This is a genomic window from Bradyrhizobium sp. SZCCHNRI20481 (assembly GCF_032485055.1).
In the GTDB taxonomy this organism is placed as follows: Bacteria; Pseudomonadota; Alphaproteobacteria; order Rhizobiales; family Xanthobacteraceae; genus Bradyrhizobium.
Genome location: NZ_JAUEUE010000004.1, coordinates 260,625 through 286,831 on the forward strand (window position 1 = coordinate 260,625; position 26,207 = coordinate 286,831).

Sequence of the window (26,207 nt, forward strand, 5' to 3'; positions counted from 1 at the left end):
CCCGGGCACGACGATGTGGGGCGGCTCGGCGCTTCGCGCGGCCTAGCCCGACAGCGCCGCCTTCACCAGCGCGCTCGCCTTGGCAAAATCCATCTGTCCCGTGTACTTCGCCTTCAGCACGCCGATCACCTTGCCCATGTCCTTCATGCCGGCGGCGCCGGTCTCAGCGACGGCGGAGGAGATGGCCGACTTCACCTCATCGTCGCTCATCTGCTTCGGCAGATAGGCCGAGATGACCGCGATCTCCTCGCGCTCGCCCGCGGCGAGTTCGGCGCGGCCGCCCTTTTCATACAGCTCGACCGACTCCTGACGCTGCTTGATCATCTTCTGCAGCACGGCGAGCACGTCGGCGTCGGTCAAGGGCGGCTTGCCTTCGCCGCGCGCCGCGATGTCGGCATTCTTCAAGGTCGAGTTCACCATGCGAAGGGTGGACAGCTTGCGCTCGTCCTTGGCCTTCATCGCCTCCTTGACCGCATTGTTGATGTCGTCACGCAGCATGATCTCGCCCTCTCAAAATCCATTGGCGCTGGTCTAGGCGGTTCGCCCACCCGAAACAACACGGTTCCGCATCCGTTCCGGTCGGATGCCTCGAAACTCCAGCCAAATTGACCGATATCGCGTGTGAATCGGCCGCTTCCCGCTTTGACGCCGCGCGCCAGGGGCACTATGTAGAGGCCTCATGACACACATCGATACTGACGCCGCCTGGCCGGACCATAAACCGACCGCGCTCCTCGTGCTCGCCGATGGAACGGTGCTGGAAGGCTACGGCCTCGGCGCCGAAGGCCACGCCGTGGGCGAGGTCTGCTTCAACACCGCAATGACCGGCTACGAGGAGATCCTCACCGATCCTTCCTATGCCGGCCAGCTCATCACCTTCACTTTCCCGCATATCGGCAATGTCGGCACCAACGACGAGGATATCGAGACGGTGAACATGGCGGCGACGCCGGGCGCGCGCGGGGTGATCCTGCGCACCGCGATCACCGACCCCTCAAATTATCGCGCGACGCGCCATCTCGACCAGTGGCTGCGCGCGCGCGGCATCATCGGGCTGTCCGGCATCGACACAAGGGCGCTGACTGCGCTGATCCGCTCCAAGGGCATGCCGAACGCTGTGATCGCGCATGCCAGGGACGGCAATTTCGACCTCGACGCCCTGAAGAAGGAAGCGCGGGAGTGGCCGGGGCTGGAGGGCATGGACCTGGTGCCGATGGTGACCTCCGCCCAGCGCTTCACCTGGGACGAGACCCCCTGGGTGTGGAACGTGGGTTTCGGCCAACAGACCAATCCGGAATTCAACGTCGTCGCGATCGACTACGGCATCAAGCGCAACATCCTGCGCCTGCTCGCCGGCGTCGGCTGCAAGGTGACCGTGGTGCCGGCGACGACGCCCGCCGAGGACATCCTCGCGATGAAGCCGGACGGCGTGTTCCTGTCGAACGGACCGGGTGATCCCGCGGCGACCGGCAAATATGCCGTGCCGGTCATTCAGCAAGTGATTTCGTCGGGCACGCCGACCTTCGGCATCTGCCTCGGCCATCAGATGCTCGGGCTTGCGGTCGGCGCCAAGACCAAGAAGATGCATCAGGGCCATCACGGCGCCAATCATCCGGTCAAGGACGAGACCACCGGCAAGGTCGAGATCACCTCGATGAACCATGGCTTCGCGGTCGACCAGGACACGCTGCCATCGGGCGCGACGCAGACCCACATCTCGCTGTTCGACGGCTCGAATTGCGGCATCCAGCTCGAGGGCAAGCCGGTGTTCTCCGTGCAGTACCACCCGGAAGCGTCGCCCGGCCCGCGCGACTCGCACTATCTGTTTCAGCGCTTCGCCGAGCTGATGCGCGAGAAGAAGCGCAGCGCGGCCTGAGGTCGGCAGCTGGACACGATTCGAAATGCCCGGGCTGGTCCCGGGCATTTTTCTGTCCGCAATCTTGTGATCGCCGGCATCTGTTTTGCCCTCGATCTTTTCGCACCACATTCATATGATGATCATCATACATTGGAGATCGGCGATATGAGCGAGACGGATCTGCGCGGTGAATTCGGCGTGGTGCCCCTGGCGGTGCTGGCCTCGATGCCCGGGCTCGATTTCGTGCGCGGCATCTTTGCCGGGACCTTGCCGCAGCCGCCGATCATGCAGACGGTCGCGCCGTTCGACTGCAGCGCCGAGCCCGGCCAGGTCGTCATGCACAGCGTGCCGGCCTTGCGGCACTACAACCCGATCGGCTCGGTGCATGGCGGCTACGCCGCGATCCTGCTGGATTCCGCGATGGGGCTCGCCGTCCACACGATGTGCCCGCAGGGCAGCGGTTACACCACGCTGGAATTCAAGGTCTCCTTCATCAAGGCAATGACCGAGACCACCGGCATCGTGAGAACGGAGGGCAGGACGCTGTCGTTCGGACGCCGCGCCGCGACCGCCGAGGCACGCATCGCCGATTCGCAAGGGCGACTGCTGGCGCACGCCACCACGACTTGCCTGGTGTTCGAACTGCCCAAGGCTTGAGCCTGGAACGGCGGCCGCGCAGGCCGGTTGATAGGGCGAGGCCCCATCCTTTGTTCCGAGGTCGCCATGCCTGCCGCCCCCTCGCCCCGCGTCAAGTCGATCGAACCGCTCAGCATCGTGTTCGCGGATGACGGCCTGGTGCCCAATAATCCGATGCCGTTCCTGGTCTACAAGGCCGTCATCGATCTGGACGGCGCCGATCCGGCGGCCGACATCGAGCGCGTGTTCGCCGCCAGTGGCTGGGGCAGCATGTGGCGCAACGGCGTCTACGACTATCTGCACTATCATGCGACGGTGCACGAGGCGCTGGGGGTTGCCAGCGGAACCGCGCGTGTCCGCTTCGGCGGCGATCGCGGTCGGGAGCTGGAGCTCAGGCCCGGTGACGTCGCCATCCTGCCGGCCGGCACCGGACATCAATGCATCGCTGCCAGCAGCGATTTCTGCATCGTCGGCGCCTATCCGCCCGGACCGAAGATGCAGATCACGCGGCCGACGCCGGAGAACCACGCCCGCGCATCGAAAACCATTCCGGAGGTGCCGATGCCCGCGACCGATCCCGTGCTCGGCGCGGGTGGCCTACTCACGCGCCTGTGGCAGCAGGCGCGCTGATCAGGCGCAATACAGCCGATACAGCGTCTGCAGGATCTCGCGGACCTCCCGGCTCGCCAGCCGATAGTAGATGGTCTGGCCATCGCGCCGGGTGGCGACGAGATCGAGCGCGCGCATCTTCGCGAGATGTTGCGACAGCGCCGCCTGTCGCAACCCGACCTGCTCGGCGAGATCGCCGACTGCGCGCTCGCCGTCGATGAGGTTGCAGAGCACCATGAGGCGCTTCGAATTCGCCATGGCAGCGAGCAGGCCGGCCGCCTCCTCCGCCTTGTCGTCGAGCGCCGCCACCATGGTCTCGCGGGTTTTGCGCCTGGCCTGTGTTGTCATCATTGTTACTTCTTCAATTTCGTATATATGCAATAATGCACATGATAGCCGATTGCAACATGCGCCCGACGAGGGAATCAAGGGACGATATGATCACGGAGTATACAGCGGTCACGGCGCTCGCAGGCGGCGCCCTCATCGGCGCTGCAGCCGTCATGCTGATGGGCCTGACCGGCCGCATCGCCGGCGTCAGCGGCATTGCCGCGCGGCTGCTGCCGCCCTGGGACGGCGCGCTCGCTGGCCGGCTCGCCTTCATAGGAGGCCTGGTCGCGGCCGCCCTTGCAGTCCGCATCGTCAGCGGGAGCCTGCCGCCGCTGAAGCTGGAGGTCGGTCCGATCGATATGGTTGCAGCCGGGCTGCTGGTCGGCTTCGGGGCGGTCTGGGGCAACGGCTGCACCTCGGGTCATGGCGTCTGCGGCATCGCCAGCCTGTCGCCGCGCTCGATCGTCGCCACGCTGATATTCATGGCCACCGCGGTCGCGACCACCTTCCTCGTTCGCCACGTGCTGTGAGGCACCATGATCATTTTCGTCCAGTTCACCGTCGGCCTCATCTTCGGACTCGGGCTGCTGCTCTCGGGCATGTCCAATCCGGAGAAGGTGCTCAACTTCCTCGATTTCGCGGCGATCCGCTCCGGCGGCTGGGATCCGAGCCTGATCCTCGTGATGGCTGGAGCGGTCGGGGTCACCTTCGCCGGCTTTCGATTGGTTTTCCGGCGCCGGCGTCCCGTCCTCGGTGACCAATTCCACCTGCCATCCTCGCAGACGCTGGATTGGCGGATCGCAACCGGCCCTGCCGTCTTTGGCATCGGCTGGGGCCTCGCCGGCATCTGCCCGGGCCCGGCCTTCGTAGCGCTCGGCTACGGCTCGCCTACCATCGTCCTGTTTGTCACGGCCATGATGATCGGAATGGCCGCAGCCCGCATTCTCGCGAGCCGCCGGCCCTCGCTCGCCGCGGTCGCTTCAGAATGAGGGAGGCTTGAATGTCCGGCATTCCACATCCGGTCGACCTGTCGGTGAAACCCGAGGTCACACCGTTCTTCGATCCCGCCACCAACACCGTCAGCTACGTGGTCAAGGACCCAGGCTCGCGGGCCTGCGCCGTGATTGATTCGGTCATGGACATCGACTATGCCTCGGGTCGCATCGCGCCCCATTCCGCCGACAAGATCATTCGCCTGATCGAGGATCGCGGCTGGCAACTGGACTGGCTGATCGAGACCCATGTCCATGCCGACCATCTGTCGGCGGCGCCCTACATCCAGTCAAGGCTGGGCGGCAGGATCGGCATCGGCGCCAACATCAGGATGGTGCAGGAGACGTTCGGCAAGATCTTCAACGAAGGCACCGAATTTCAGCGCGACGGCAGCCAGTTCGACCGCCTGTTCCATGATGGCGATACCTACCGGATCGGCGCAATGACCGCCTTCGCCATGCATACGCCGGGGCACACGCCGGCCTGCATGACTCATGTGATCGGAGACGCCGCCTTCGTCGGCGACACGCTGTTCATGCCGGACGGCGGCTCGGCACGTGCCGACTTTCCCGGCGGCGACGCCCGCACGCTGTATCGCTCGATCCGCCGGGTGCTGGAGCTGCCTGACGCGACGCGGCTGTTCATGTGCCACGACTACGGTCCGAACGGCCGCGACATTCGCTGGGAAACGACAGTGGCCGAGCAGCGCGCGCACAACATCCACGTCCGCGACGGCATCACCGAGGATCAGTTCGTCGCCGCCCGCGAGGCGCGCGACCGCACCTTGGACATGCCCAAGCTGATCATCCCGTCGTTGCAGGTGAACATGAAGGCGGGACGGCTGCCGACGCCCGATCAGGACGGCCGGCGCTTCCTGAAAGTGCCGCTCAACACGCTCTAAGACCCCCCTCCGCCCCGCCGAGCACGCGGCAGACGTCGCGGCTCGGCTTTCCCATTTGGCAGCGTCCGCGCACCGGCGCGGCATGCCACTCCGGAGCATCACAGGATGACGCTGTCCGCTGCCGAGCTTGCGCTCGGCTCGCTGTCCGGCTCTTTCGTCGGATTCACGCTCGGCCTGATCGGCGGGGGCGGATCGGTGCTGGCCGTGCCGCTCATGGTGTATCTGGTGGGCGTCGGCAATCCCCACGTGGCGATCGGCACGAGCGCGGTCGCCGTGGCGATCAACGCGGCGGCCAATCTCGCCAATCATGCCCGCTCCGGCAACGTCAAATGGCGTTGCGCGCTGGTATTTGCTGCAACGGGCGTGGTCGGCGCCTTCGCGGGCTCGACGCTCGGCAAGATGGTTGACGGCCAGAAGCTGCTGCTGCTGTTCGCCCTGGTCATGATCGTGATCGGCCTCTTGATGCTGCGCAAGCGCGGCACGGACAGCCAGCTGGACGTCAAGCTTTCACGCGACAATCTATTGCCGCTATTGGCATTCGGCTTCGGCACGGGAATGCTGTCCGGCTTCTTCGGCATCGGCGGCGGCTTCCTGATCGTTCCGGCTCTGATGTTTGCGACAGGCATGCCGATCCTCTACGCGATCGGCTCCTCGCTCGTGTCCGTCACGGCGTTCGGACTGACGACCGCAGCGAACTACGCGCTGTCGGGACTGGTCGACTGGGCGCTGGCGGCGACCTTTCTCGTCGCCGGCATCGCCGGTGGCCTGGTCGGTGCGAAGCTGGCCGCTCGCCTGTCCGGTACGCGCGGCACCCTGAACAAGGTGTTTGCCACCGTGGTGTTCGTGGTGGCGGCTTACATGATCTATCGGAGTTGGTCGGCACTCGGCCACTCCGGATAGTGCGGCGTGGATATGAGCCGGAGCCGGCATCGAGGCCGGACGGGCGCCCCACGTCCTCGCAGCTCGCCCGGAGCTCAACTCAACGCGGGCCCGCTTATGCCGCGTTGCTGCCTTCCTGGCGGCTCGCTTCGAACAAGAACCAGGTGCGGCGTTCGGTCTCGTCGATGAAGGTCTCCAGCAATCCCGCGGTGGCCGGATCGTCATTGTCGTCGCACAGCCCGTGCGCCTTCCGCATCGCAGCCGCGATGTGCTTGTTGTCCTCCATCAACTCCCGCAGCATCTCGCGCGGCGGCACATACTCCTCGTTGTTGTCCTTGATGGTCTGCAGCTTGCTGATCTGGCTGATCGATTTCAGCGTCGTGCCGCCGAGCTTCCGCACCCGCTCGGCCAGTTGGTCCGTGGTGGCAAAGATCGCGTCCGACTGCTCGTCCAGCATCTCATGGTAGTCATGGAAATGCCGTCCGCTGACGTGCCAGTGGAAGTTCTTGGTCTTCAGATAGAGCGCAAAGGCGTCGGCAAGCAGCGTGTTCAAAGCTGTCGAGATCTTGTTTACGGCGTCCGGCGACAGATCGGTCGGGGTATCGAGCTCGGGGGCGGTCTTGTCGGTCTTTGCTTTACTCACGGCCTAACCTTCCTGTTAGAAGCAGCGATGGACACGGGTGATCGGACCCGTTAACGCTCGCTGACCCCTCCAGTTCCGATCAAGGAACTGTGTTTGCCGGAACACGCCATGGACGACTGGATCGACTATTACGATTCCACGCACACGATCTATGCGAGCAAGCTGCATCGCGACCTGCACTTCCAGGGGATTGCGCGTGACATCGTCGGGTATATTCCCTCGCCCGACGCGGTCGTTCTCGACTATTCCTGCGGCGAGGCCTTATCAGCCGCCAAGGTCGCCGACGCATGCATGACGCTGATCCTGGCCGAGCCGGCGCCGGGCGTGCGCGGCCGGTTGATCGCGCGTTTCGCGCCCAACACCAAGATCCGCGTGCGGTCGCTGGACGAGCTGCGCAACATGCAGGAAGGCTCGATCGACCTCGTCGTCATGAACTCCGTGGCGCAGTACATGAGCGAGGCGGAATTCGACGCGGCCCTGGCCGTGATCAGGCGGCTGCTGAAGCCGTCGGGAAAGTTCATCCTCGGCGACGTCCTGCGTCCGGACGTTGGCATGGGCCGTGACGTGCTCGCGCTGCTGATGTTCGCCGCACGGGACGGCTTCCTCAAGGATGCCCTGGTCGGGCTGGTCGCCACGGCGCTGTCGGATTACCGGCAACTGCGCACCAAGGTCGGCCTGCAGCACTACAGCGAGGCCGAGATCCTGGCGAGACTGAAGAAGGCCGACCTCAGCGCCGTCCGGGCGCCCAAGAATATCGGCCACAATCCCTGGCGGATGACCTTCGTGGCTCGGCCGATGACGGGAACCGGGTGACCGCGTGGGCCGACCAGCCCGCCGCAACTGCCAACATCAAGCAACTGGATTAGGGTTAACTGAAACACGGGCTGGCTCACGCGGCCGTGAGAGGTAAGATCACCCTCGGCCCGGTGGCGGAAGCTACGACGCGAAGAGCGGTGCAACGCTCTTGAACCTGGTTCAAGTCCAGGCCGGGCCTCCAGCCTTCGCTGCTGCGCAGCTTCGGCTCGGCGAGCCAGCGACGGCAGGGCGCCCCTCCGCCCCTCTCCGCCAAATTGGCCGTTGATTTCGGCCCAAAACCCTTTTCGCTCAGAGGAAACTGGTCTAAAGACCGCTCGCGCGCGAGCACTGGTCGCGCCTGGGCCTTACGGGGACGCGCGATACGCGCGCCCTTTTTTTGTGCCCAATTCCTGCCCGTTCCTTGCCCGTGAGCTTGAATGCCGAAACGAACCGACATCTCGACCATCCTGATCATTGGCGCCGGTCCGATCGTGATCGGCCAGGCCTGCGAATTCGACTATTCCGGTACGCAGGCGGTGAAGGCGCTGAAGGAGGAGGGCTATCGCGTCGTCCTCGTCAACTCCAATCCGGCCACGATCATGACCGATCCGGAGCTGGCCGATGCGACCTATATCGAGCCGATCACGCCCGAGATCGTCGCCAAGATCATCGAGAAGGAACGCCACGTCATCCCCGGCGGCTTCGCACTGCTGCCGACCATGGGCGGGCAGACCGCGCTGAACTGCGCGCTGTCGTTGCGCCGGCAGGGGACACTGGAGAAGTTCGACGTCGAGATGATCGGCGCCACGGCTGATGCGATCGACAAGGCCGAGGACCGCCAGCTGTTCCGCAACGCGATGGAGAAGATCGGGCTGCAGACGCCGAAGTCGCGGCTCGCCAATGCGTCGGCGCTGAAGAAGCAGTATCGCGACAAATACTTGGCCGAGCGCGAGACGCTGACGGGCGCCGCGCGCGACGAGCTCGACCGGCAATGGACGCTCGGCGAGAACGAGCGCCGCAAGCGCTACCAGGAGCATGCGCTCGGCCAGGCGCTGATGGCGCTGTCCGAGATCGGCCTGCCCGCGATCATCCGTCCCTCCTTCACGATGGGCGGCACCGGTGGCGGCATCGCCTACAACAAGGAAGAATATCTCGACATCATCGAGCGCGGTCTCGACGCCTCCCCCACCAACGAAGTGCTGATCGAGGAATCGGTGCTCGGGTGGAAGGAGTACGAGATGGAGGTGGTCCGCGACAAGAAGGACAACTGCATCATCGTCTGCTCGATCGAGAACCTCGATCCGATGGGCGTGCACACCGGCGACTCGATCACCGTCGCGCCGGCGCTGACGCTGACCGACAAGGAATACCAGATCATGCGCGACGCCTCGCTGGCGGTGCTGCGCGAGATCGGCGTCGAGACCGGCGGCTCCAACGTGCAGTTCGGCGTCAACCCGGCCGACGGCCGCATGGTCGTGATCGAGATGAATCCGCGCGTGTCGCGCTCCTCGGCGCTGGCCTCCAAGGCGACCGGCTTCCCGATCGCCAAGGTCGCGGCCAAGCTCGCGGTCGGCTACACGCTGGACGAGATCGCCAACGACATCACCGGCGGCGCGACCCCGGCCTCGTTCGAGCCAACCATCGACTACGTCGTCACCAAGATCCCGCGCTTTGCATTCGAGAAATTCCCGGGGGCTTCGACCACGCTGACGACCTCGATGAAATCTGTCGGCGAGGTCATGGCGATCGGGCGCACCTTCCAGGAGAGCCTGCAGAAGGCGCTGCGCGGTCTCGAGACCGGTCTCACCGGCCTCGACGAGATCGAGATCGAAGGTCTCGGGCGCGGCGACGACAAGAACGCGATCCGGGCTGCGCTCGGCACGCCCACGCCGAACCGTCTCCTGCAGGTCGCGCAGGCGATGCGGCTGGGCTGGTCGAACGAGGACATCTTCAACTCCTGCAAGATCGACCCGTGGTTCCTGGCGCAGATGCGCGGCATCGTCGAGATGGAGGACAAGGTCCGCCGGCACGGCCTGCCGCCGAACGCGAGCGGCATGCGCACGCTGAAGGCGATGGGCTTCTCGGATGCACGGCTCGCGGTGCTGACCAACACCACCGAAGCCGACGTCGCGGCCAAGCGGCAGGCGCTGGGCGTCCGTCCGGCGTTCAAGCGCATCGATACCTGCGCGGCGGAGTTCGCTTCGCCCACCGCCTACATGTATTCGAGCTACGAAACGCTGTTCGCAGGCCAACTCGCCGACGAGAGCGCGCCGTCCGACAAGAAGAAGGTGATCATTCTCGGCGGCGGTCCGAACCGGATCGGCCAGGGCATCGAGTTCGACTATTGCTGCTGCCACGCCTGTTTCGCGCTGTCCGACGCCGGCTTTGAGACCATCATGGTCAACTGCAATCCGGAGACGGTCTCGACCGACTACGACACCGCCGACAGGCTCTATTTCGAGCCGCTGACCTCCGAGGACGTGCTGGAGATCATCGCGACCGAGCGCAAGAACGGCACGGTGCATGGCGTCATCGTGCAGTTCGGCGGCCAGACGCCGCTGAAGCTGGCGCGTGCGCTGGAGGCGGCCGACGTGCCGATCCTCGGCACCTCGCCGGAGGCCATCGACCTCGCCGAGGACCGCGACCGCTTCAAGCGCGTCCTCGACAAGCTGCATCTGAAGCAGCCGAAGAACGGCATCGCCTATTCGGTCGAGCAGGCCCGCCTGGTGGCTGCCGATCTCGGGCTGCCGCTGGTGGTGCGCCCGTCCTACGTGCTCGGCGGCCGCGCGATGCAGATCATTCGCGAGGACAACCAGCTCAGCGACTACCTGCTCGGCACCCTGCCCGAGCTGGTGCCGGCCGACGTCAAGGCGCGCTACCCGAACGACAAGACCGGCCAGATCAACACGGTGCTGGGCAAGAACCCGCTGCTGTTCGATCGCTATCTGTCGGACGCGACCGAGATCGACGTGGACTGCCTTTCCGACGGCAAGGACACCTTCATCGTCGGCATCATGGAGCACATCGAGGAGGCCGGCATCCACTCCGGCGATTCGGCCTGCTCGCTGCCGCCGCATTCGCTCGACGAGGCGACCATCGCCGAGCTGGAGCGGCAGACCCGCGAGCTGGCGCTCGGGCTCGACGTCGTCGGCCTGATGAACGTGCAATATGCGATCAAGGACGGCACGATCTACGTGCTCGAGGTCAATCCGCGTGCCTCGCGCACGGTGCCCTTCGTCGCCAAGGTGGTCGGCACGCCGGTCGCCAAGATCGCCGCCCGAATCATGGCCGGCGAGAAGCTCGCCGATTTCGGCCTGAAGAAGCGCGCGCTCAAGCATGTCGGCGTCAAGGAATCGGTCTTCCCGTTCGCCCGTTTCCCGGGCGTCGACACGGTGCTCGGCCCGGAGATGCGCTCGACCGGCGAGGTGATGGGCATCGACCGCTCGTTCGCCGTGGCGTTCGCCAAGAGCCAGCTCGGCGGCGGCACACGCGTGCCGCGCAAAGGCACGGTGTTCGTGTCAGTACGTGAAAGCGACAAGGCGCGCATCACCGAGGTGGTGCGGATGCTGTACGAGCTCGGCTTCAAGGTGGTGGCGACGTCCGGGACCCAGCGCTTCCTGACCGACCAGGGCGTGCCGACCGAGAAGATCAACAAGGTGCTGGAGGGACGGCCGCACATCGTGGACGCCATCACCAACGGTGACATCCAGCTGGTCTTCAACACCACCGAAGGCCCGCAGGCGCTGGCCGACAGCCGTTCGCTGCGGCGCGCTGCCCTCTTGCATAAAGTGCCGTATTACACCACTCTTTCGGGTGCCGTGGCGGCCGCGCAAGGCATCCGTGCCTATCTCGGGGGAGACCTTGAGGTCCGCACCCTGCAGAGTTACTTTTCCGAAAACTAATCGCAGCGCGCGGGCGAACGCCCGCTAAGCGGTTGGCAACAATCGGCAATAGAAGCTTTCAGGAACCCGCCGCCCCGTTCGATGTTGTACCGGCCTTTGACGGGACGGTCTTGCCGGGCCTTCAGGCTTTGCTTTGAGCCGCAAAGGCCTATTCTGAAGCTGCTGATCGTGCGCGCCCCCGCCCGCACGACTGAAGGACGAGAAGATATGGTCGAGAAGGTTCCGATGACGTCGTTGGGCTATGCCGCGCTGGAGAACGAGCTCAAGCAGCGCCAATCGGTGGACCGTCCGCGCATCATCGAACATATCGCGGAAGCGCGTTCGCATGGCGACCTGTCCGAGAACGCGGAATATCACGCCGCCAAGGAAGAGCAGTCTCACAACGAGGGCCGCATCGCCGAGCTCGAGGACAAGCTCGCGCGCGCCGACATCATCGATGTGACCAAGCTCTCCGGCGACACGATCAAGTTCGGCGCGACGGTGACCCTGATCGACGAGGACACCGAGAAGAAGGCGGTCTGGCAGATCGTCGGCGAGGTCGAGGCGGATGCCAAGAAGGGCAAGATCTCGATCACCTCGCCGCTGGCGCGCGCGCTGATCGGCAAGAAGATGGGCACCACCGTCGAGGTCATGGCGCCCGGCGGCGCCAAGTCCTACGAGATCGCCAAGGTCGAGTGGCGCTGAGGACCCGAGGCATCGGAGCGGTGCCTGTGACCGTTCGGACGAAACCAAGGGCTGCGCGAAGGCGCGGCCCTTCGTCGTTTGGCCGGCCGCACTGCGGCACAATGGCATTCGGCAGCACACGGTCAATTCATCGGACTGCAGGCCACACGCCGGTGACGGGCTTTCAGGAATGAGCTAGTGCAGAACCGACGAGCCGTGCCGGGAGGATGGGTCCGGTCCGTCGCATCATGATGGCTTTGATTGGGGGATGATCGACATGGAGCAGATGTTCTCGAAATGGCAACCGGCTGTGCTCAGCCTGTTTCGCTTCGTCACGGGCCTGTTGTTGTTTCAATATGGCGTGGCGAAGATCTTCAAGTTTCCGGCCGTGGACATGTTTGCCAAAGTTGAGCTGCTGTCGCTGTACGGTGCGGCCGGCTCGCTCGAACTGGTGCTCGGCGGATTGCTGATCCTTGGGCTGTTCACGCGCCCGGTCGCCTTTATCCTGTCCGGCGAGATGGCCTTCGCCTATTTCATTGGCCACTTCCCGAGAGGTTTCTTCCCGGTCGTCAACAACGGCTCGCTGGCGATCGCGCTCTGCTTTGCCTGCCTCTATCTGACGACCTCGGGCGGGGGTTCGATCAGTCTGGACGCGCTGCTGCGCAAAAAGAACTGAACTCTCTCGCGTCCTGTTCGCTTCGCGACCTCCGAGCTTCCGGGTTCAGCCTTGGCGAGGCTGGCCCGGAAGGACAGCCGGGCCTAGCTGCGCCCCTTGACCTCGAGCGGCACCGCCGCCTCGTATTTCGAGTTGTGCAGCACCAGGGACGTCCGCACGTTGCGGACGTGAGGTGCCGCCGTGAGGTGCGTGACGAACTCCTGGAAGGTCGCCATGTCCGGCGCTACGCATTTCAGGATGAAGTCCACCTCGCCGGACAGCATCCAGCATTCCCGCACCAGCGGCTCGGACCGCACGAACTCTTCGAACGCCTTCAGGTCGGCGTCCGCCTGGCTCGACAGGTGGACCGAGGCGAACACGGTCACGTCGAAGCCGAGCTTGCGCGGGTCGAGCAGGCCCCGGTAGCCGGTGATGTAGCCCTCCTCCTCCAGCGTCCGCACGCGGCGCAAGCAAGGCGGCGGCGAGATGCCGACCCGCTTGGCAAGCTCGACATTGGTGATCCTGCCGTCGGCCTGAATTTCGCTCAGGATTTTGAGATCGATCTCATCAAGATTCTTGGACACGGGGATTGTGGGCTCTGGCGGAACAGGAGGAGGCGCAGGGCGCCGGGGAGACGATGGGCAACTCTCTTAGCGCAAGCCGGTCAATTCGCGCAATTTTATTACTTTAGATTTCCCCTGTTGACCGGGTCGTGAAGGGAAAATTCGCCGAGATGCGTTGCAATTCTTGCATAGCTTGCCAGATGGCTTAGACTTGGATTTGACATTTTCGATGGGGCTTCGGAGCGTTTCTTCCGCGCATTCCGCTCGCTGCGTCGTCAATCCTCCCTTTTCCAGCGAGTCTTCGGCCACATGCAAGCTCCGATCCATGCCAAAGTCGTCATCATCGGTTCCGGCCCTGCCGGCTATACGGCGGCGATCTACGCGGCACGAGCTATGCTGGAGCCGGTGCTGATCCAGGGCATCCAGCCCGGCGGCCAGCTCACCATCACCACCGACGTGGAAAACTATCCGGGATTTGCCGACGTCATCCAGGGTCCCTGGCTGATGGAGCAGATGGAGAAGCAGGCGACGCATGTCGGGGCCCAGATCAAGACAGACCTCGTGACCAAGCTGGAGTTGGGACAGCGTCCGTTCCGCCTGACCTGCGACTCCGGTGACGTCTACCTCGCCGAGACCGTCATCCTGGCGACCGGCGCCCAGGCGCGCTGGCTCGGGCTGCCGTCGGAGGAGACCTTCAAGGGCTTCGGTGTCTCGGCCTGCGCGACCTGTGACGGCTTCTTCTATCGCGGCAAGGAAGTCATCGTCGTCGGCGGCGGCAACACCGCGGTCGAGGAAGCGCTGTTCCTGACCAATTTCGCCTCGACCGTCACCGTCGTGCACCGGCGCGACCATTTCCGCGCCGAGCGCATCCTGCAGGAGCGGCTGTTCAAGCATCCCAAGATCAAGGTCGTCTGGGACAGCGCCCTCGATGAGATCTGCGGCGCCAGCTCGCCATCCAAGGTCACGCATGTCCGACTCAAGAACGTCAAGACCGGCGCGCTCACCGAGCTGCCCGCCGACGGCGTCTTCGTCGCGATCGGCCACGCGCCGGCAACCGAGCTGGTTGCGGGGCAACTGAAACTGAAACCGTCCGGTTATGTCGAGGTGGTGCCGGGCTCGACCGCGACCTCCGTTCCCGGCGTGTTTGCAGCCGGCGACGTTGCCGATGAAACCTATCGGCAGGCGATCACCGCAGCCGGCATGGGCTGCATGGCCGCCCTGGAGGCCGAACGCTTCCTCGCCCACGCCGCGAGCGAACGCGCCGCGGCGGAATGAACTGACGATGCCACGATCACGGGATGGATTTACGGATATGGATTGGGACAAGCTGAAGGTGTTTCACGCAGCGGCGGAAGCAGGCAGCTTCACGCATGCCGGGGAGCAGCTCGGGCTGTCGCAATCGGCGGTGTCGCGCCAGGTCAGCGCGCTCGAGCAGGAGCTCGCAGTCTCGCTGTTCCACCGCCACGCCCGCGGACTGATCCTGACGGAGCAAGGCGACCTGCTGTTCCGAACCGCGCATGACGTCTTCATGCAGCTGCAGGCGGCGCGGGCCAAGCTGACCGACAGCCGGGAGCGCCCGAGCGGCGACCTGAAGATCACGACCACGCCGGGCGTCGGCATCAACTGGCTGATCCCGCGACTCGGCGAATTCACCGCGCTCTATCCGGAGATCCGGATCTCGCTGATCGTCACCGACGAGGAGCTCGATCTGTCGATGCGCGAGGCCGACGTGGCGATCCGCACCCGCAAGCCGACACAGCCCGATCTGATCCAGCGCAAGCTGTTCGCGATCAGCTTCCACGCCTATTGCTCGCCGGAATATGTCAAGCGCTTCGGCACACCGCGCACACTCGACGAGCTCGATGATCATCGCATCATCATGCTGGCCGACGGCCAAGTCGCCCCGCATCTCCAGAACCGCAGCTGGCTGGTCGATGCCGGCCGCAACGGGTCCGGTCCGCGCGAGGCCTATTTCAGGGTCAACAACATCCTCGGCCTGGTCCGCGCCTGCCAGCAAGGCCTCGGCATCGCCGCGCTGCCGGACTACCTCGTCGAGGAAAACAGCCGTCTCGTGCAATTGTTCGGAGAGTCGGATTCGATCCAGCTCGACACCTACTTCGTGTATCCCGAGGAATTGAAAACGGTCGCACGCGTTCAAGTGTTCCGTGACTTCGTCGTGAGCAAAGCGCAGCGCTGGCCGGCGTGAGATTGTGCATGTCTGACATGCGGCTTGCATGGTTGCTGCGACGCCATTGAGCCCATACTAAAGTTGTGCTGAGCGTTGGCGTTGCGCATTGTCCCCCTCCTCCAGTGGCGCGAGCGTTCAGAAATCCCTCTTGGAAGGTGATTGTGTCGGCCTCGTTGGCCAGTACCTCCAGCCGGGCTCATTTGGGCCCGGCTATTTTTTTGCCGAATGTTTCCGTGTCGTGCCCGATGCGGCGTTGACAGCATCGCCTGCACCGCGCATCTAGATCGCATGTTCACGTCTTCGCACGCCAAGCTGTCGTCGAAAAAAGCTCCCCTCCCGGGGACACGTGGACGCGCGCGCTAGAATCTCTCGAATTCACCGCCGCATCACCAGCCCCGCCGCGAGGACGGGGCTTTTTTGCGTGTCCCGTCTCCGGCTCCTGCCACCCAAGGAGATGGACCATGACCAACATTACGACCCGACTGCAGGGCCTCTGGCTGCCCCTGATCACGCCGTTCCGCGATGGCGCGCTCGACGAGCCATCCTTACGCAATCTGGTTCGGCACTACGCCGCCAAGCCGATCGATGGACTGGTGCTCGGTGCCACGTCAGGCGAAGGACTGGCGCTGTCTTGGGACGAGCGCGCCCGCCTGATCAGCGTGGTCCGGGACGAGCTCGACGCCACCGGCCGGTCGCTGCCGATCTGTCTCGGTGTCGGCGGCGTGGCGACGGCCGAGGTGAGCGAATCGCTCGACCGAACCGCGGAATGGCCGATCGACTTCTATCTGATCTCGAGTCCGCCTTACGTGCGCCCGTCGCAGCGCGGCCTGCTGGCGCATTTCACCGCATTGGCTGACCGCACCACCCATCCGATCGTGCTCTACAACATTCCCTATCGCTCGGCGGTCGGCCTCGACAACGAGACGCTGCTGCGGCTCGCACAACATCCGGCCGTCGCAGGCCTCAAGGATTGCTGCGCCAATCGCATGCAGACGCGCGACTTGATCGCACGCCGACCGCCCGGATTTCGCATCCTCACCGGCGAGGACGCCCAGAGCTTCGATGCGCTGCAGGCCGGTGCCGACGGCGCCATCCTGCTCTCGGCGCATCTGGAGACCGAGACGTTTGCCGCAATCCTGCAGCACGTGAAGGCCGGCCGTCACGACGCGGCAGCAGCGTGCTGGGCGCAGGTCGAGGATCTCACGCGGCTGCTGTTCACGGAGCCGAGCCCGGCCCCGGCCAAGTACTGGCTGGCGCGGACCGGCATCATCGCGAGCCCCGACGTGCGACTACCGATGGTGGAGATCGGTGCCAGCCTTGCCGTACGCCTCGACCAGGAGATCGAGCGCCGCACGACGACAAGGACGCAGAGCTGCGTCGCCTGAGCGCTCCCCGAAACAATCGTCGGACCGAGAGACGAAGCCGCAGCGCGGCCGCGGGCCACATCGGAGACCACGGAGGCCGACACCTCCGTGGTTAATCCGAGCTAACAAACGCGATCAAAAGCGGCGCAGTCCGCAACCTCGTGTTTAAAGATGTTCCGCTATGGATGTTGAAAACGTCAAAGAGCGCGGGGGCGTCGTGGCTTTGCAGGATCATCCATACCCTGAGCATCAGGGATTCAGCGTCGAAGACATTCTCTGGGCGGTCGGGATCTGGTCCGTGATCCTGACCCTGACGCCGGCTATCGCCTTCTATTTCCTGATGGTCGCCTGACCTCGCCGCGCCCTCTCGCGCGGCGCGAAATCGGCACTCACGCGAGATCGTGTGACCCGACGCAAAAAACGCGCGGAAGACCGCGCGTCGATGCCTCATCTGATGCCGCGATCAGGCCGCCTGCTTGTGCATGGCGCCGTTAGCCGACACGGTCCCGCGAATCGCCCGGACCGAGCGCTCAATCGCAGCCCAGAGGCGCGCGATCTCGGCTGCGGCGCGCCCTTCCGCATAATATTCACGCACGCCTTCGCCCTGGCCCAGCGCCATCAGCAGATCGGCGCGGTTGGTGATCTGGCCGCCCCACACCGGCGCCTTGAACTTCGCCAGCGCCTCCCGGGCGATGGTCACGATCGGGCTTTCGGCATCGTCGCGGCGCGCCGGTGCGCCATTGAGAACGACCGCGTAGGGCTTGCGCGCGGCGCGGCAGGTCTGGATCGTCTCCTGCACCGCGTTGACGTCGAACACGCCGGGGCGGGCCGGGATGATCACCATGGTCGCGTTCTTGATCGCATCCTCGACGACGGCCGAGATGGTCGGCGGCGTATCGATCAGCACCCACTCGACGCCGTCACGGCGGGCGGCGGACACGATCGCGCTCACCGAGTTCACGGCCGTCTTGATCGGCGGCTCGTTGGTGCCGCGCAGCTTGTGCCAAAGCGTCAGCGACCCCTGAGGGTCCGCATCGATGAGCAGACTAGACTTGCTCGACTTGATCTGCGCAGCGAGATGGGCGGCCAGGGTGCTCTTGCCTGAGCCGCCCTTACGCGATGCGAAAACAATGACGTTCATACCTTGGCCTCCAGATTGACCCCGGCAGCGAAAATGAATCAGCGGACTGATTCGCGGAAGAAAAATTTAGCGATTAATAAGACGTAACTCCTGATTGCCGAAACGGATTGGTTTTTGAGTCACACCAAAGCAGGCAAAACAGCAGATCCGGCCGCGATGTTCGACAACATCCGGTCATGCCCCATCGCATTTACATGTTGAGGCTGCGCATCGAGGTGCGCATCCAGGGACCTCGGTCATTCCGAGTGCCGCCAAATGCGGCCATCGGCATCGCTCAAGTCGCGTCCGGTCGCGTCCACTTCTTCGCTTTGCCGGCGCGCGCAGTGACCGGCTTGGTGACAGGACGAATGCTCATCGGCCGTTCCGCGCGGCCAGATGACGCTGCCTGGCGCTGCGGTGGCCCGAATTGGGCGCGGCATGGCGGCGACAGCTCGGCCTTGCGGCGGACCATGCAGGCGGTGACACGATCGACGTCGGGAATGTCGGAACTACAAAGCCGGAACGCATCGCCCGTGCACGCCTGCTCCTGCTCGGGGGTATAGGCCCGTGCGGTTACGGGGACTAACAGCGCGGCTACTACGATCAGTACGGCAGAGATGCATGGATCGAGATCAATCCCTCTCATCGTCCCCTCCCCCTCGTTGCCGCAAAGTGTGATTGAAGGAGACAGGATTCGCAAGCAACAGCGCCACGCCGTGCTTCTGATCCGGCGCAGCAAACCGCAAGCGAGGGCACGCCCCGGCGATATATCCGTCGAAATACGGAGACCGGGCTCAGGCTTCCGCACAGCTCTGCGCACACGCCCAGTCTACAGCCGTACGCGAGAGGTCGCGACAGGGCTACAAGTCACGGCGCACGATCAATGGGGCGCGGAGCACGTATAGAGGTGAGCCAGCGAACGGCACAGCGATGGTCCTGGCCATGGTACAGTTGGGTGGGCTCGAACCACCGACCTCCTGTTCCACAGACAGGCGCTCTAACCAACTGAGCTACAACTGCATCCGCCATGGACTGCCCGCGAGGGGGCGTCCGAACGGGCCGGAAACTAGGTGCAACGGGCCAATTTGGCAAGGCCGAGAACGGATAAAGTCCCCGGCCATGCCGGCGTTTTTTGACGCCGTTTCGGCCCGAGTGAGCCCCCGTTCAAGCGGGAGCCCAGAAAGCATCGAACCCGGCCGCAACGCGTCCGGGTCCTGGATCTTCCGCTAGCCTCACCGGCGCACGACCGTATCGCGCACCTGGCTCGAATCAGGCCGGCCTCAGGCCGCCGTCTTGAACAGCTTGCTGGCGCTTTCCTTGATCGGCTCGACCGTCTCGGCCGCAACCTTCTGGCCGAGCTCGCCGAGCTCCTTGGCCTGGGACGTGAAGGTCTCGAACTGCCTGCGCGCGAAACCGGTCCACAGCTCCATCGCCTCCGACGGCGACTTCACGCCGAACAGCTCCTGGGCGAAGTCGAGCGAAGCCGTCGTATTGGCCTTCGTAAATTCCATGACCTTGGACGAGTAGACGCCGGCGCCCTTGCTGGCGTTGGCGAAGAAGGCCTCGATGGCCGAATTGTGCGTTTCCGCAGCGTCCTTGAACTTGGCGTAGTTCTCACGGGCCTGCGACACGCCTTTTTCGGCGAGCGCGCGCACCTGCTCGGGAACCTCAAACGGGATGATGGACGCGGAGAACGGATCGGTGGCATTGGTCATGGCATGTATCCTTCGAAACATTGAGACTGGACCGTCCCGGCAATCGGGAAGTCACTTCGGATCACGCAGAGGAACCGCCCCTGGGAGGTAACAACCTCGCGTAGAGCTATATCGTGTCGTTTTTGTGCAACGCAATGGAAATTCCATTATCAGGAACTCTTTGTCGCGCCCGCTTCCAGAATTTACGGGAGCGGAGAACATCCCCTCAGGCCTTGGGCTTGGTGGTGTCGATCGCAGCCTTGCCGATGGCCTGGCCCATTTCGCTTGCCTGTTCGGTGAGCGACCGCATCTGGCCCTGAACAAATTCGCTGTGAAGCCGCAGCACCTCGGGCAGGTCCTTGGCGTGCACCAGCGATTGGGCGTAGTCGAGCGATGATTGAACGTTCCTTTCGGCATAGGACAAGACCTTGGCGCCGATGTCCTTGGCCCCGGCCCGCACCGTCGCGCTGCGCTGTTCGAGCGAACCGGCCGTCGCCTCCGCCGTGGTCCCCAACGGGGGGATTGCAACGAGCCATGCCCGGGTTCGCCGCAATTCCGTGCGCTGCGCTCACGAGGAACACATTAAGGTTATCCAAGCTTTAGCAGGACAGGGGTACGGCCCCGCCGTGGACCTTGGCCCTCAAAACGCGCGATAGTAACGAATTCTTAACGCCACCAGTTCCGGCCGCCGATCAACATCACAAGAGCCGTTCGCCGTCGTCGCCCATGACCTACGCCGATCTCGAATTGCAGGCCCTCAGCGACCCCCGGCTGGCTGTCCACGCCGCCGGCAGTCTGCCGGCTTGGCTATGGTCGGCCGATGGCAGCCGTGTGTTGTGGGCCAATGCGGCCGGTGCACGCGCCCTCGGCGCGGCGAGCGCAACGGCGCTGATCGCGAAGGCGCTCGGCCCCGCCGACGCGCATCGCCGCCAGGTCGCTCAATTGGGACGGCGTCTGCCCGAGAACGGCAACTTGCGTCTCGAACGCCTCCGTGGCTTCGGCGCGCCGCTCGGCACGCTCGCGACCTGCGGCTGCACCAGGATCGATCTGCCGGATGGCACGCGCGCGGTGCTGATCACCAGCACCGACGGGGGCGGACGCAGCGTCCCGCTGGCGGAACGCCTGAAGCGGCTCGTGGAAGCCAGCGGACATGCGCTGATCGCATTCACCCAGGATGGCCAGTTCGCCGGCATCAGTGCAGCCGGACAGCGCCTGTTTGGCACGCGCGACCTGAGCGAGCCGGATTTCGCCGAGATCCGCAGAGCGGCGCTTATCGACGGCATGGCCGAGGTGACGTTCGGCACCGAGCGCGCAGCGCTCTACCGCATCGGCAGCGGCAACCAGGTCGGGCTGGTGGCCGTCCCGATGCCGGCCCTAGCCGACGGGATGGAGGCGCCAGGCTTGGCGCAGACATCAGAGCCAACCGCAGATGCCGCCCCCGCATCACCAGCCCCCGTGCACATTGCCGCTGGGCCCGTGGTCGTGATTTCGCCTCCTCTTCCGGTGGATGCAATGACTGAACGCCGAACCGATTACGAATCCCCCGCGCTGTCGAACGAAGCGCCGGCCGAGTTCCTGCTGATCGACGATCAGGCCAAGGCCGACCTGTTCGAGGCGCCGGTGCCGGTGCCGCAAACGACGGATGAGACGCATCCTGCCGAGTCCGGCGCGGCGGAGCCTTCAGTCGGCCGCCGCCACCCACTCCGATTTTCCTGGCAGATGGATGCCGAGGGACGGTTCTCGATCGGCTCCGACGAATTCACCCGCCTGATCGGGCGGCACAGCGCCGCCAAGCTCGGCCGTCCCTGGCGTGAGCTCACTGCATCGCTAGGCCTCGATCCAGACGGGCGGGTCGGTGCGGCGATCGAAACGAAAGAGACCTGGAGCGGGCTCGTCGTCAGTTGGCCCGCGGACGGCGAGCGGCTTGCGGTCGAATTGTCGGGACTGCCTGTCCTGACGGAGGACAGGACCCATGCCGGCTATCGCGGCTTCGGCGTCTGTCGCGACCTCGACGCTCTGGACCGGCTGGCCGCACTGCGTCGCCCCGCATTGGCCGATGCAGACGCGGCCGATGCTCCGGACGCCGACGAAACCGATCCTGCCCAATCCGACCATGTGCAGGCCGCAGATGTGCCGCCGCAGCAGGAGAACGTCACTGCGTCATCGCGTGAGGCTTCCATTGCGGCGGACGTACACCACATCGACGGCATCGGGCTCGAAACGACCGGGAACGTGGTCCCGTTCCGCGCTCCGGGCGAGTCCAAGCATCCGGTGCTCACGCCGGTGGAGAACAGTGCGTTTCATGAACTCGCGCGTCAGCTGTCGGCCCGGCTCGAAGGCGAGATCCGCAACTCAGCCGCGGACGTCGCGAGTGCGGCGTTCGAGCCGGGATCGCGCGTGAGCGATCCGTTGGTCCCGCCGCAGCAGCAGACCCCATCGGCGACGGAGACGGCGACCGATCATGGCGCGGGGCTGCAGACCGAATGGCTCATCCCCGAGGAGCCGCCGGCCCAGGGCGACAGCCAGCGCGACCGCATCCTGCTCGACCTGCTGCCAACGGGCATGCTGATCTACCGGCTCGATCGCCTGCTCTATGGCAATCCGGCCTTCTTCAGGCAGATGGGCTACGCCGACCTTGCGGCCCTGGAGCAGGCGGGCGGGCTCGATGCGCTCTATGTCGAGCCGGGCGTGTCGTCAGCGTCGAACAAATCCGAGGCCGGCACCCCCGTCACGATCTCGGCCGCCGACGGCTCCTCCAGCGAGGAGGTGAAGGCGGAAGCCCGCCTGTTCACGATCACCTGGGACGGCGATACCGCCCATGCCCTGATCTTCGCTCCGGTGCCCGGAACCGCGGCCGCGGTTCCGACGGCGACCGACGCTACACCGATGCCGGTGCCGGCCTCGGCTGCACCAGCCCCCCTGGTCGTGGCCCCGCCTCCGGCCGCCGGCCACGCCGAAGCCGAAGACCTTGCGGCGATCCTCGACGTCACAGCCGAGGGCATCCTGATGTTCGACGCCGGCGGCAACATCCACGCCTGCAACCGCAGCGCCGAGGTGCTGTTCGGTCACGATGGCGCGGCGCTGGTGCGCCGTAACCTGATCGAGCTGTTCGCGCCGGAAAGCGCCCGCCTGGTGCTCGATTACCTCGACAGCGTGCAGCAGGCCGGCGCGTCGAGCGGGTTCGATCAGGGCCGCGAGGTGCTCGGGAAGATCGCTCAGGGCGGCCTCATTCCGTTGTCGATGGCAATTGGCCGGACCAGGCCCGACGGTCCGAACTTCTTTGCCGTGTTCCGCGATCTGTCGCAGCTCCACCGCGGCGAAAGCGAGTTGCTGCAGGCTCGTCGCGTGGCCGATCGGGCCGCCAACGCCAAGGCCGACATGCTGGCCCGGATCAGCCACGAAGTACGCGCGCCGCTGAACGCGATCATCGGCTTTGCCGAGGTGATGATCGGCGAACGGTTCGGCACGATCGGCAACACCCGCTACGCCGAATACATGAAGGACATCCGCGCCTCGGGCGAGCGCGTCGTCTCCCTGATCGACGATCTGCTGGAGCTGTCGCGCATCGAGACCGGCAAGCTCGAGCTCGCTTTCACCAGCCAGAATCTCAACGAACTGGTGGAGAGCTGCGTCGCAGCGATGCAGCCGCAGGCCAACCGCGCCCGCATCATCATCCGCACCTCGCTGTCGCAACTGCTGCCGCCGGTCATCGCCGACGCCAGGGCGCTGCGCCAGATCGCGATGAACGTGATCTCGGCCTCGATCTCGCTGGCCAATCCCGGCGGCCAGGTCATCGTCTCGACCGCGCAGACCGATTTCGGCGAGGTCGCGCTGCGCGTCCGCGACACCGGTCATGGCCTGAACGATCAGGAGGTGGCTGCGGCGCTCGAACCGTTCCGTGCGCCCTCGGCTTCCGAGCAAGGCTCCGATGGCGCCGGTCTCAGCCTGTCGCTCACCAAGGCGCTTGTCGAAGCCAACCGGGCGCAGTTCCATATCAAGGCCGCGCCGAAATCCGGCACGCTGATCGAGGTGGTGTTCTCGCGCGCCATGGCGCGCAATCAGAGCACCGGCTGAACCGATCCTGCCCGGCGTACGGCCAGCGCACGCCGCTTGAGACCGAGCAGCAGCGGACCGAACGCCAGAACGAAGCCGGCGAATGCGACCACCCAGGCAAGCGCCGCGACGTGTAGCAGCACCTCGGTATGCGCCGGCGCCAACACGGCGCAGACCCGCGTGACCGCTGCGACGATGATCGCCAGATAGATCACCTGGGTCGCGGGCGCGGCCGTCAGCGCCTGGCCGGTGTGGCCGAGCGTGGCCCGCGTCATCACTGCAAGCGTCGTGATGCCGGCGGCCCCGACCATCCAGGCGTGCAGCCCGGCGCTTGGCAGAATCCATCCGAGGCTAGCGGCCGCCGTGAGCAGGAAGCCGAGCGGGACGAACACGTAGCCGACATGCAGGATGACCAGCAGCCGTTCGCGCAAGGTGCGATCGCCGGCCCAGCGCGCAAGCCTCACCACATGCAACAATCCGGCCGCCGTGAGCGCAAGCGCGGTCGGCGCGCTCTCAGGAACCAGAATCCAGCCGAGCAGGCTCAGCGCACTGAACAGCACGACGGCGATGTCGAAGCGGCCGAACGGCGCCGGCAGCCGGCCGGGATTGTGCTTGACCAGCCAGTTGCGGGTGAAGCTCGGCGTGATGCGGCCGCCGATCAGTGCGAGCAGCAGCACGATCACGGCAACACCGACGCGAATGGCGTAGTCGGCCGAGCCGCGCAGATGAGCCTCGACATGGAACGCGATGTTGCCGGCGCACAGCACCGCGACGATTGCGACCACCGGCAAATTCCGCCAATTGCGCCCGGCGACGATCTCGCGCGCGGCGGCCAGAACGACGAGCACAAGGAAGCTCGCATCGATCAGCAGCGCGGCCCACCAGGGGCCCAGCGCGGACATCGTGACGGCCAGTCGTCCGGCCGTCCACACGATCACGAGGGTGAGCAGCGGCAGGCCCCGGATCGGCAGACGTCCGGTCCAGTTGGGGATCGCCGTGAACAGGAAGCCAGTGACGACGGCCGGCAAATAGCCGTAGAGCATTTCGTGCACATGCCAGTCGCGGGGAGCGAAGCCGGAGCTCAGCTTCAGCTCGCCGTAGAAAGCCGGGACCCAGATCAGGATCGCCAGCGCGGCCTGGAGCGCGCCCAGCAGAAAGAACGGCCTGAAACCGTTGGCGAGAACGGTCCAGCCCTGATAGTTGCGTGGAATGGCCATGTGCATGCTCGCTCGATGAAGGACGGGAACCGCACCGATCGCGGCGTTGTGCTTAACATGTAGTTGCGCGTCGCCCACTATGACTTGCGCCAGCACAAACTTCCGACGGATCGCAAAAACGTGCTATTGAGCGCCGCAAAATTGAGCCGAGCCGGCCCCGGAGAACACCATGGCTTCCATCGACCGTTCGCTGGTCGCGCATCTGCCGCTGTTTGCGGGGCTGTCCGCGGAGGATCTCACGGACGTGCTGCGGGAAGCCCGCTCCCTTCGCGTCCCCCGCAACGGCGCAGTGTTCGAGCAGGGCGCCGATGCGACCTCGTTCTTCCTGCTGCTCCACGGTCATGTCCGCGCCAGCAAGACGACGCCCACCGGCGACCAGATCGTGGTGCGCTATGTGGTGCCAGGGGACACGTTCGGCGTCGCCCCGGCCATCGGTCTCCAACATTATCCGGCGACAGCGACCGCCGTCGACGACAGCATCGTGCTGGCCTGGCCGTCCGCCTCATGGCCGCGGCTGGTCGCGAAGTTCCCGTCGCTGGCGGCGAACACGCTGCAGACGGTCGGCCAGCGGCTGCAGGAAACCCATGCGCGCGTGATCGAAATGTCGACGCAGCAGGTGGAGCAGCGCATCGCGCATGCCCTACTCCGGCTCGCCAACCAGGCCGGCCGCAAGCTCGATCACGGCGTTCAGATCGACTTCCCGATCAGCCGGCAGGATATCGCCCAGATGACCGGAACGACCCTGCATACGGTAAGCCGCATCCTCTCGGGCTGGGAGCAGCTCGGCCTCGTCGAAAGCGGACGTCAGAAGATCGTGCTGCGCGAGCCGCACAAGATCGTCCTCCTGGCGCAGCAGAACGCCGGTGACGCGGCCGCGTCGCGGACCTGATCACGCGCAGGCACACAGGGCCGCGAGGAACGCGTCGGGATCGACGCCATGCTCGTGGCAGGCATCCGCGACGTTGTGAAAACAGGCGATCGGGCAACCGACGCAACGCATCTGGAAAGCAAGAAAGACGCGGATCGTCTCCGGCCTTCGCCGCATGACGTCGTCGACCAGTTCATCGAAGGAGATTGGCATGCGCGCCTCCATTCCAGCGCGAATGGTAGCGGGCATACCCTTGGCAGTCTTTGTCGCGGCACA

Annotated in this window: 26 protein-coding genes, 2 tRNA genes and 1 pseudogene; 18 read left to right on the forward strand and 11 right to left on the reverse strand. The window is 65.1% G+C overall.

The window, feature by feature from the left end; all coding sequences use genetic code 11:
* Positions 1-42: 42 nt before the first annotated feature.
* On the reverse strand, positions 43-498 hold the full coding sequence (locus QX132_RS07990; RefSeq protein WP_315736383.1) for a GatB/YqeY domain-containing protein: 456 nt from the start codon (positions 496-498) through the stop codon (positions 43-45).
* Between the two features lie 181 nt (positions 499-679).
* Here QX132_RS07990 and carA point away from each other — a divergent pair, with 181 nt between their 5' ends.
* From carA to QX132_RS08005, 3 genes are all read left to right on the forward strand, one after another.
* Complete coding sequence (gene carA / locus QX132_RS07995; RefSeq protein ID WP_315777717.1) at positions 680-1,876, forward strand: glutamine-hydrolyzing carbamoyl-phosphate synthase small subunit; 1,197 nt, start codon at positions 680-682, stop codon at positions 1,874-1,876.
* A gap of 147 nt (positions 1,877-2,023) precedes the next feature.
* Positions 2,024-2,515, forward strand: coding sequence for a PaaI family thioesterase (locus tag QX132_RS08000; protein ID WP_315758791.1), 492 nt, complete (start codon positions 2,024-2,026; stop codon positions 2,513-2,515).
* Between the two features lie 66 nt (positions 2,516-2,581).
* Positions 2,582-3,124, forward strand: coding sequence for a cupin domain-containing protein (locus QX132_RS08005; RefSeq protein ID WP_316160666.1), 543 nt, complete (start codon positions 2,582-2,584; stop codon positions 3,122-3,124).
* Here QX132_RS08005 and QX132_RS08010 read toward each other — a convergent pair whose 3' ends face one another.
* Positions 3,125-3,451: a metalloregulator ArsR/SmtB family transcription factor gene (locus QX132_RS08010; protein ID WP_315758820.1), complete on the reverse strand. Its 327-nt coding sequence runs from the start codon at positions 3,449-3,451 to the stop codon at positions 3,125-3,127.
* An 89-nt stretch (positions 3,452-3,540) separates the two neighbouring features.
* Between QX132_RS08010 and QX132_RS08015 the strand changes: the two genes are divergently transcribed.
* The 4 genes from QX132_RS08015 to QX132_RS08030 all read left to right on the forward strand — a co-directional run bounded on the left by QX132_RS08015 (position 3,541) and on the right by QX132_RS08030 (position 6,227).
* A complete protein-coding gene (locus QX132_RS08015) occupies positions 3,541-3,963 on the forward strand; it encodes a YeeE/YedE family protein (protein ID WP_315736379.1) in 423 nt (140 codons plus the stop codon).
* 6 nt (positions 3,964-3,969) lie between these two features.
* The gene (locus QX132_RS08020; protein WP_316160668.1) at positions 3,970-4,422 is read left to right on the forward strand and encodes a DUF6691 family protein; all 453 of its coding nucleotides are present in this window, start codon (positions 3,970-3,972) and stop codon (positions 4,420-4,422) included.
* Positions 4,423-4,433: 11 nt separating this feature from the next.
* Positions 4,434-5,327, forward strand: a complete 894-nt coding sequence (locus QX132_RS08025) for an MBL fold metallo-hydrolase (protein WP_315772347.1) — start codon at positions 4,434-4,436, stop codon at positions 5,325-5,327.
* 105 nt (positions 5,328-5,432) lie between these two features.
* The gene (locus tag QX132_RS08030; RefSeq protein WP_315795819.1) at positions 5,433-6,227 is read left to right on the forward strand and encodes a sulfite exporter TauE/SafE family protein; all 795 of its coding nucleotides are present in this window, start codon (positions 5,433-5,435) and stop codon (positions 6,225-6,227) included.
* Positions 6,228-6,321: 94 nt separating this feature from the next.
* Here the strand turns inward: QX132_RS08030 and QX132_RS08035 are convergent, their stop codons facing one another.
* Positions 6,322-6,849 carry a DNA starvation/stationary phase protection protein gene (locus QX132_RS08035; protein WP_316160669.1) on the reverse strand — a complete coding sequence of 176 codons (528 nt, stop codon included), beginning with the start codon at positions 6,847-6,849 and terminating at the stop codon, positions 6,322-6,324.
* 108 nt (positions 6,850-6,957) lie between these two features.
* Between QX132_RS08035 and QX132_RS08040 the strand changes: the two genes are divergently transcribed.
* From QX132_RS08040 to QX132_RS08060, 5 genes are all read left to right on the forward strand, one after another.
* A complete protein-coding gene (locus QX132_RS08040) occupies positions 6,958-7,662 on the forward strand; it encodes a class I SAM-dependent methyltransferase (protein ID WP_315736374.1) in 705 nt (234 codons plus the stop codon).
* A 107-nt stretch (positions 7,663-7,769) separates the two neighbouring features.
* Positions 7,770-7,846, forward strand: a tRNA-OTHER gene (locus QX132_RS08045).
* 235 nt (positions 7,847-8,081) lie between these two features.
* Positions 8,082-11,546 (forward strand): carbamoyl-phosphate synthase large subunit, encoded by a 3,465-nt coding sequence (gene carB, locus QX132_RS08050; protein ID WP_316160671.1) that lies wholly within the window; start codon positions 8,082-8,084, stop codon positions 11,544-11,546.
* Positions 11,547-11,753: 207 nt separating this feature from the next.
* Entirely contained in the window at positions 11,754-12,230 is a 477-nt protein-coding gene (greA, locus tag QX132_RS08055; protein WP_316160673.1) for a transcription elongation factor GreA, read from the forward strand.
* A gap of 256 nt (positions 12,231-12,486) precedes the next feature.
* Positions 12,487-12,885 (forward strand): DoxX family protein, encoded by a 399-nt coding sequence (locus QX132_RS08060; RefSeq protein ID WP_315777725.1) that lies wholly within the window; start codon positions 12,487-12,489, stop codon positions 12,883-12,885.
* Positions 12,886-12,968: 83 nt separating this feature from the next.
* On the opposite strand, the gene QX132_RS08065 is transcribed toward QX132_RS08060, so the two are convergent.
* Complete coding sequence (locus tag QX132_RS08065) at positions 12,969-13,448, reverse strand: Lrp/AsnC family transcriptional regulator (protein WP_015664493.1); 480 nt, start codon at positions 13,446-13,448, stop codon at positions 12,969-12,971.
* A gap of 288 nt (positions 13,449-13,736) precedes the next feature.
* Here QX132_RS08065 and trxB point away from each other — a divergent pair, with 288 nt between their 5' ends.
* From trxB to QX132_RS08085, 4 genes are all read left to right on the forward strand, one after another.
* Positions 13,737-14,702, forward strand: a complete 966-nt coding sequence (trxB, locus tag QX132_RS08070; RefSeq protein WP_316160675.1) for a thioredoxin-disulfide reductase — start codon at positions 13,737-13,739, stop codon at positions 14,700-14,702.
* Positions 14,703-14,709: 7 nt separating this feature from the next.
* Positions 14,710-15,633 carry a LysR family transcriptional regulator gene (locus QX132_RS08075; protein WP_315717522.1) on the forward strand — a complete coding sequence of 308 codons (924 nt, stop codon included), beginning with the start codon at positions 14,710-14,712 and terminating at the stop codon, positions 15,631-15,633.
* A 443-nt stretch (positions 15,634-16,076) separates the two neighbouring features.
* Entirely contained in the window at positions 16,077-17,000 is a 924-nt protein-coding gene (locus tag QX132_RS08080) for a 4-hydroxy-tetrahydrodipicolinate synthase (RefSeq protein ID WP_316160677.1), read from the forward strand.
* 160 nt (positions 17,001-17,160) lie between these two features.
* Positions 17,161-17,331, forward strand: a complete 171-nt coding sequence (locus QX132_RS08085) for a hypothetical protein (RefSeq protein WP_315777727.1) — start codon at positions 17,161-17,163, stop codon at positions 17,329-17,331.
* A 111-nt stretch (positions 17,332-17,442) separates the two neighbouring features.
* Here the strand turns inward: QX132_RS08085 and QX132_RS08090 are convergent, their stop codons facing one another.
* The 5 genes and pseudogenes from QX132_RS08090 to QX132_RS08110 form a co-directional block, all read right to left on the reverse strand.
* Entirely contained in the window at positions 17,443-18,120 is a 678-nt protein-coding gene (locus QX132_RS08090) for a ParA family protein (RefSeq protein WP_315736367.1), read from the reverse strand.
* Between the two features lie 274 nt (positions 18,121-18,394).
* Positions 18,395-18,745 (reverse strand): hypothetical protein, encoded by a 351-nt coding sequence (locus QX132_RS08095; RefSeq protein WP_315736366.1) that lies wholly within the window; start codon positions 18,743-18,745, stop codon positions 18,395-18,397.
* Positions 18,746-19,042: 297 nt separating this feature from the next.
* A tRNA-His gene (locus QX132_RS08100) sits at positions 19,043-19,119 on the reverse strand.
* A 260-nt stretch (positions 19,120-19,379) separates the two neighbouring features.
* A complete protein-coding gene (locus QX132_RS08105) occupies positions 19,380-19,814 on the reverse strand; it encodes a phasin (protein WP_315777729.1) in 435 nt (144 codons plus the stop codon).
* A gap of 205 nt (positions 19,815-20,019) precedes the next feature.
* Positions 20,020-20,295, reverse strand: a pseudogene (locus QX132_RS08110) (phasin family protein); the annotation flags it as partial.
* 224 nt (positions 20,296-20,519) lie between these two features.
* On the opposite strand from QX132_RS08110, the gene QX132_RS08115 reads away from it, so the two are divergent.
* Positions 20,520-23,867 carry a PAS domain-containing sensor histidine kinase gene (locus tag QX132_RS08115; RefSeq protein ID WP_316160681.1) on the forward strand — a complete coding sequence of 1,116 codons (3,348 nt, stop codon included), beginning with the start codon at positions 20,520-20,522 and terminating at the stop codon, positions 23,865-23,867.
* Here the strand turns inward: QX132_RS08115 and QX132_RS08120 are convergent.
* Positions 23,852-25,063 carry an NnrS family protein gene (locus QX132_RS08120; RefSeq protein ID WP_315779272.1) on the reverse strand — a complete coding sequence of 404 codons (1,212 nt, stop codon included), beginning with the start codon at positions 25,061-25,063 and terminating at the stop codon, positions 23,852-23,854. The genes QX132_RS08115 and QX132_RS08120 overlap by 16 nt on opposite strands.
* Positions 25,064-25,232: 169 nt before the next feature.
* On the opposite strand from QX132_RS08120, the gene QX132_RS08125 reads away from it, so the two are divergent.
* A complete protein-coding gene (locus QX132_RS08125) occupies positions 25,233-25,952 on the forward strand; it encodes a Crp/Fnr family transcriptional regulator (RefSeq protein ID WP_315756082.1) in 720 nt (239 codons plus the stop codon).
* On the opposite strand, the gene QX132_RS08130 is transcribed toward QX132_RS08125, so the two are convergent.
* Entirely contained in the window at positions 25,953-26,156 is a 204-nt protein-coding gene (locus QX132_RS08130; RefSeq protein ID WP_409997646.1) for a DUF1858 domain-containing protein, read from the reverse strand.
* Between the last annotated feature and the right edge of the window lie 51 nt (positions 26,157-26,207).

Bases quoted from the DNA above. Each gene is read 5' to 3' on its own strand.
- QX132_RS07990 (WP_315736383.1), bottom strand. From the start codon at position 498: ATGCTGCGTGACGACATCAACAATGCGGTCAAGGAGGCGATGAAGGCC.
- carA (WP_315777717.1), top strand. From the start codon at position 680: ATGACACACATCGATACTGACGCCGCCTGGCCGGACCATAAACCGACC.
- QX132_RS08000 (WP_315758791.1), top strand. From the start codon at position 2,024: ATGAGCGAGACGGATCTGCGCGGTGAATTCGGCGTGGTGCCCCTGGCG.
- QX132_RS08005 (WP_316160666.1), top strand. From the start codon at position 2,582: ATGCCTGCCGCCCCCTCGCCCCGCGTCAAGTCGATCGAACCGCTCAGC.
- QX132_RS08010 (WP_315758820.1), bottom strand. From the start codon at position 3,451: ATGACAACACAGGCCAGGCGCAAAACCCGCGAGACCATGGTGGCGGCG.
- QX132_RS08015 (WP_315736379.1), top strand. From the start codon at position 3,541: ATGATCACGGAGTATACAGCGGTCACGGCGCTCGCAGGCGGCGCCCTC.
- QX132_RS08020 (WP_316160668.1), top strand. From the start codon at position 3,970: ATGATCATTTTCGTCCAGTTCACCGTCGGCCTCATCTTCGGACTCGGG.
- QX132_RS08025 (WP_315772347.1), top strand. From the start codon at position 4,434: ATGTCCGGCATTCCACATCCGGTCGACCTGTCGGTGAAACCCGAGGTC.
- QX132_RS08030 (WP_315795819.1), top strand. From the start codon at position 5,433: ATGACGCTGTCCGCTGCCGAGCTTGCGCTCGGCTCGCTGTCCGGCTCT.
- QX132_RS08040 (WP_315736374.1), top strand. From the start codon at position 6,958: ATGGACGACTGGATCGACTATTACGATTCCACGCACACGATCTATGCG.
- carB (WP_316160671.1), top strand. From the start codon at position 8,082: ATGCCGAAACGAACCGACATCTCGACCATCCTGATCATTGGCGCCGGT.
- greA (WP_316160673.1), top strand. From the start codon at position 11,754: ATGGTCGAGAAGGTTCCGATGACGTCGTTGGGCTATGCCGCGCTGGAG.
- QX132_RS08060 (WP_315777725.1), top strand. From the start codon at position 12,487: ATGGAGCAGATGTTCTCGAAATGGCAACCGGCTGTGCTCAGCCTGTTT.
- trxB (WP_316160675.1), top strand. From the start codon at position 13,737: ATGCAAGCTCCGATCCATGCCAAAGTCGTCATCATCGGTTCCGGCCCT.
- QX132_RS08075 (WP_315717522.1), top strand. From the start codon at position 14,710: ATGCCACGATCACGGGATGGATTTACGGATATGGATTGGGACAAGCTG.
- QX132_RS08080 (WP_316160677.1), top strand. From the start codon at position 16,077: ATGACCAACATTACGACCCGACTGCAGGGCCTCTGGCTGCCCCTGATC.
- QX132_RS08085 (WP_315777727.1), top strand. From the start codon at position 17,161: ATGGATGTTGAAAACGTCAAAGAGCGCGGGGGCGTCGTGGCTTTGCAG.
- QX132_RS08090 (WP_315736367.1), bottom strand. From the start codon at position 18,120: ATGAACGTCATTGTTTTCGCATCGCGTAAGGGCGGCTCAGGCAAGAGC.
- QX132_RS08095 (WP_315736366.1), bottom strand. From the start codon at position 18,745: ATGAGAGGGATTGATCTCGATCCATGCATCTCTGCCGTACTGATCGTA.
- QX132_RS08105 (WP_315777729.1), bottom strand. From the start codon at position 19,814: ATGACCAATGCCACCGATCCGTTCTCCGCGTCCATCATCCCGTTTGAG.
- QX132_RS08115 (WP_316160681.1), top strand. From the start codon at position 20,520: ATGACCTACGCCGATCTCGAATTGCAGGCCCTCAGCGACCCCCGGCTG.
- QX132_RS08120 (WP_315779272.1), bottom strand. From the start codon at position 25,063: ATGGCCATTCCACGCAACTATCAGGGCTGGACCGTTCTCGCCAACGGT.
- QX132_RS08125 (WP_315756082.1), top strand. From the start codon at position 25,233: ATGGCTTCCATCGACCGTTCGCTGGTCGCGCATCTGCCGCTGTTTGCG.
- QX132_RS08130 (WP_409997646.1), bottom strand. From the start codon at position 26,156: ATGGAGGCGCGCATGCCAATCTCCTTCGATGAACTGGTCGACGACGTC.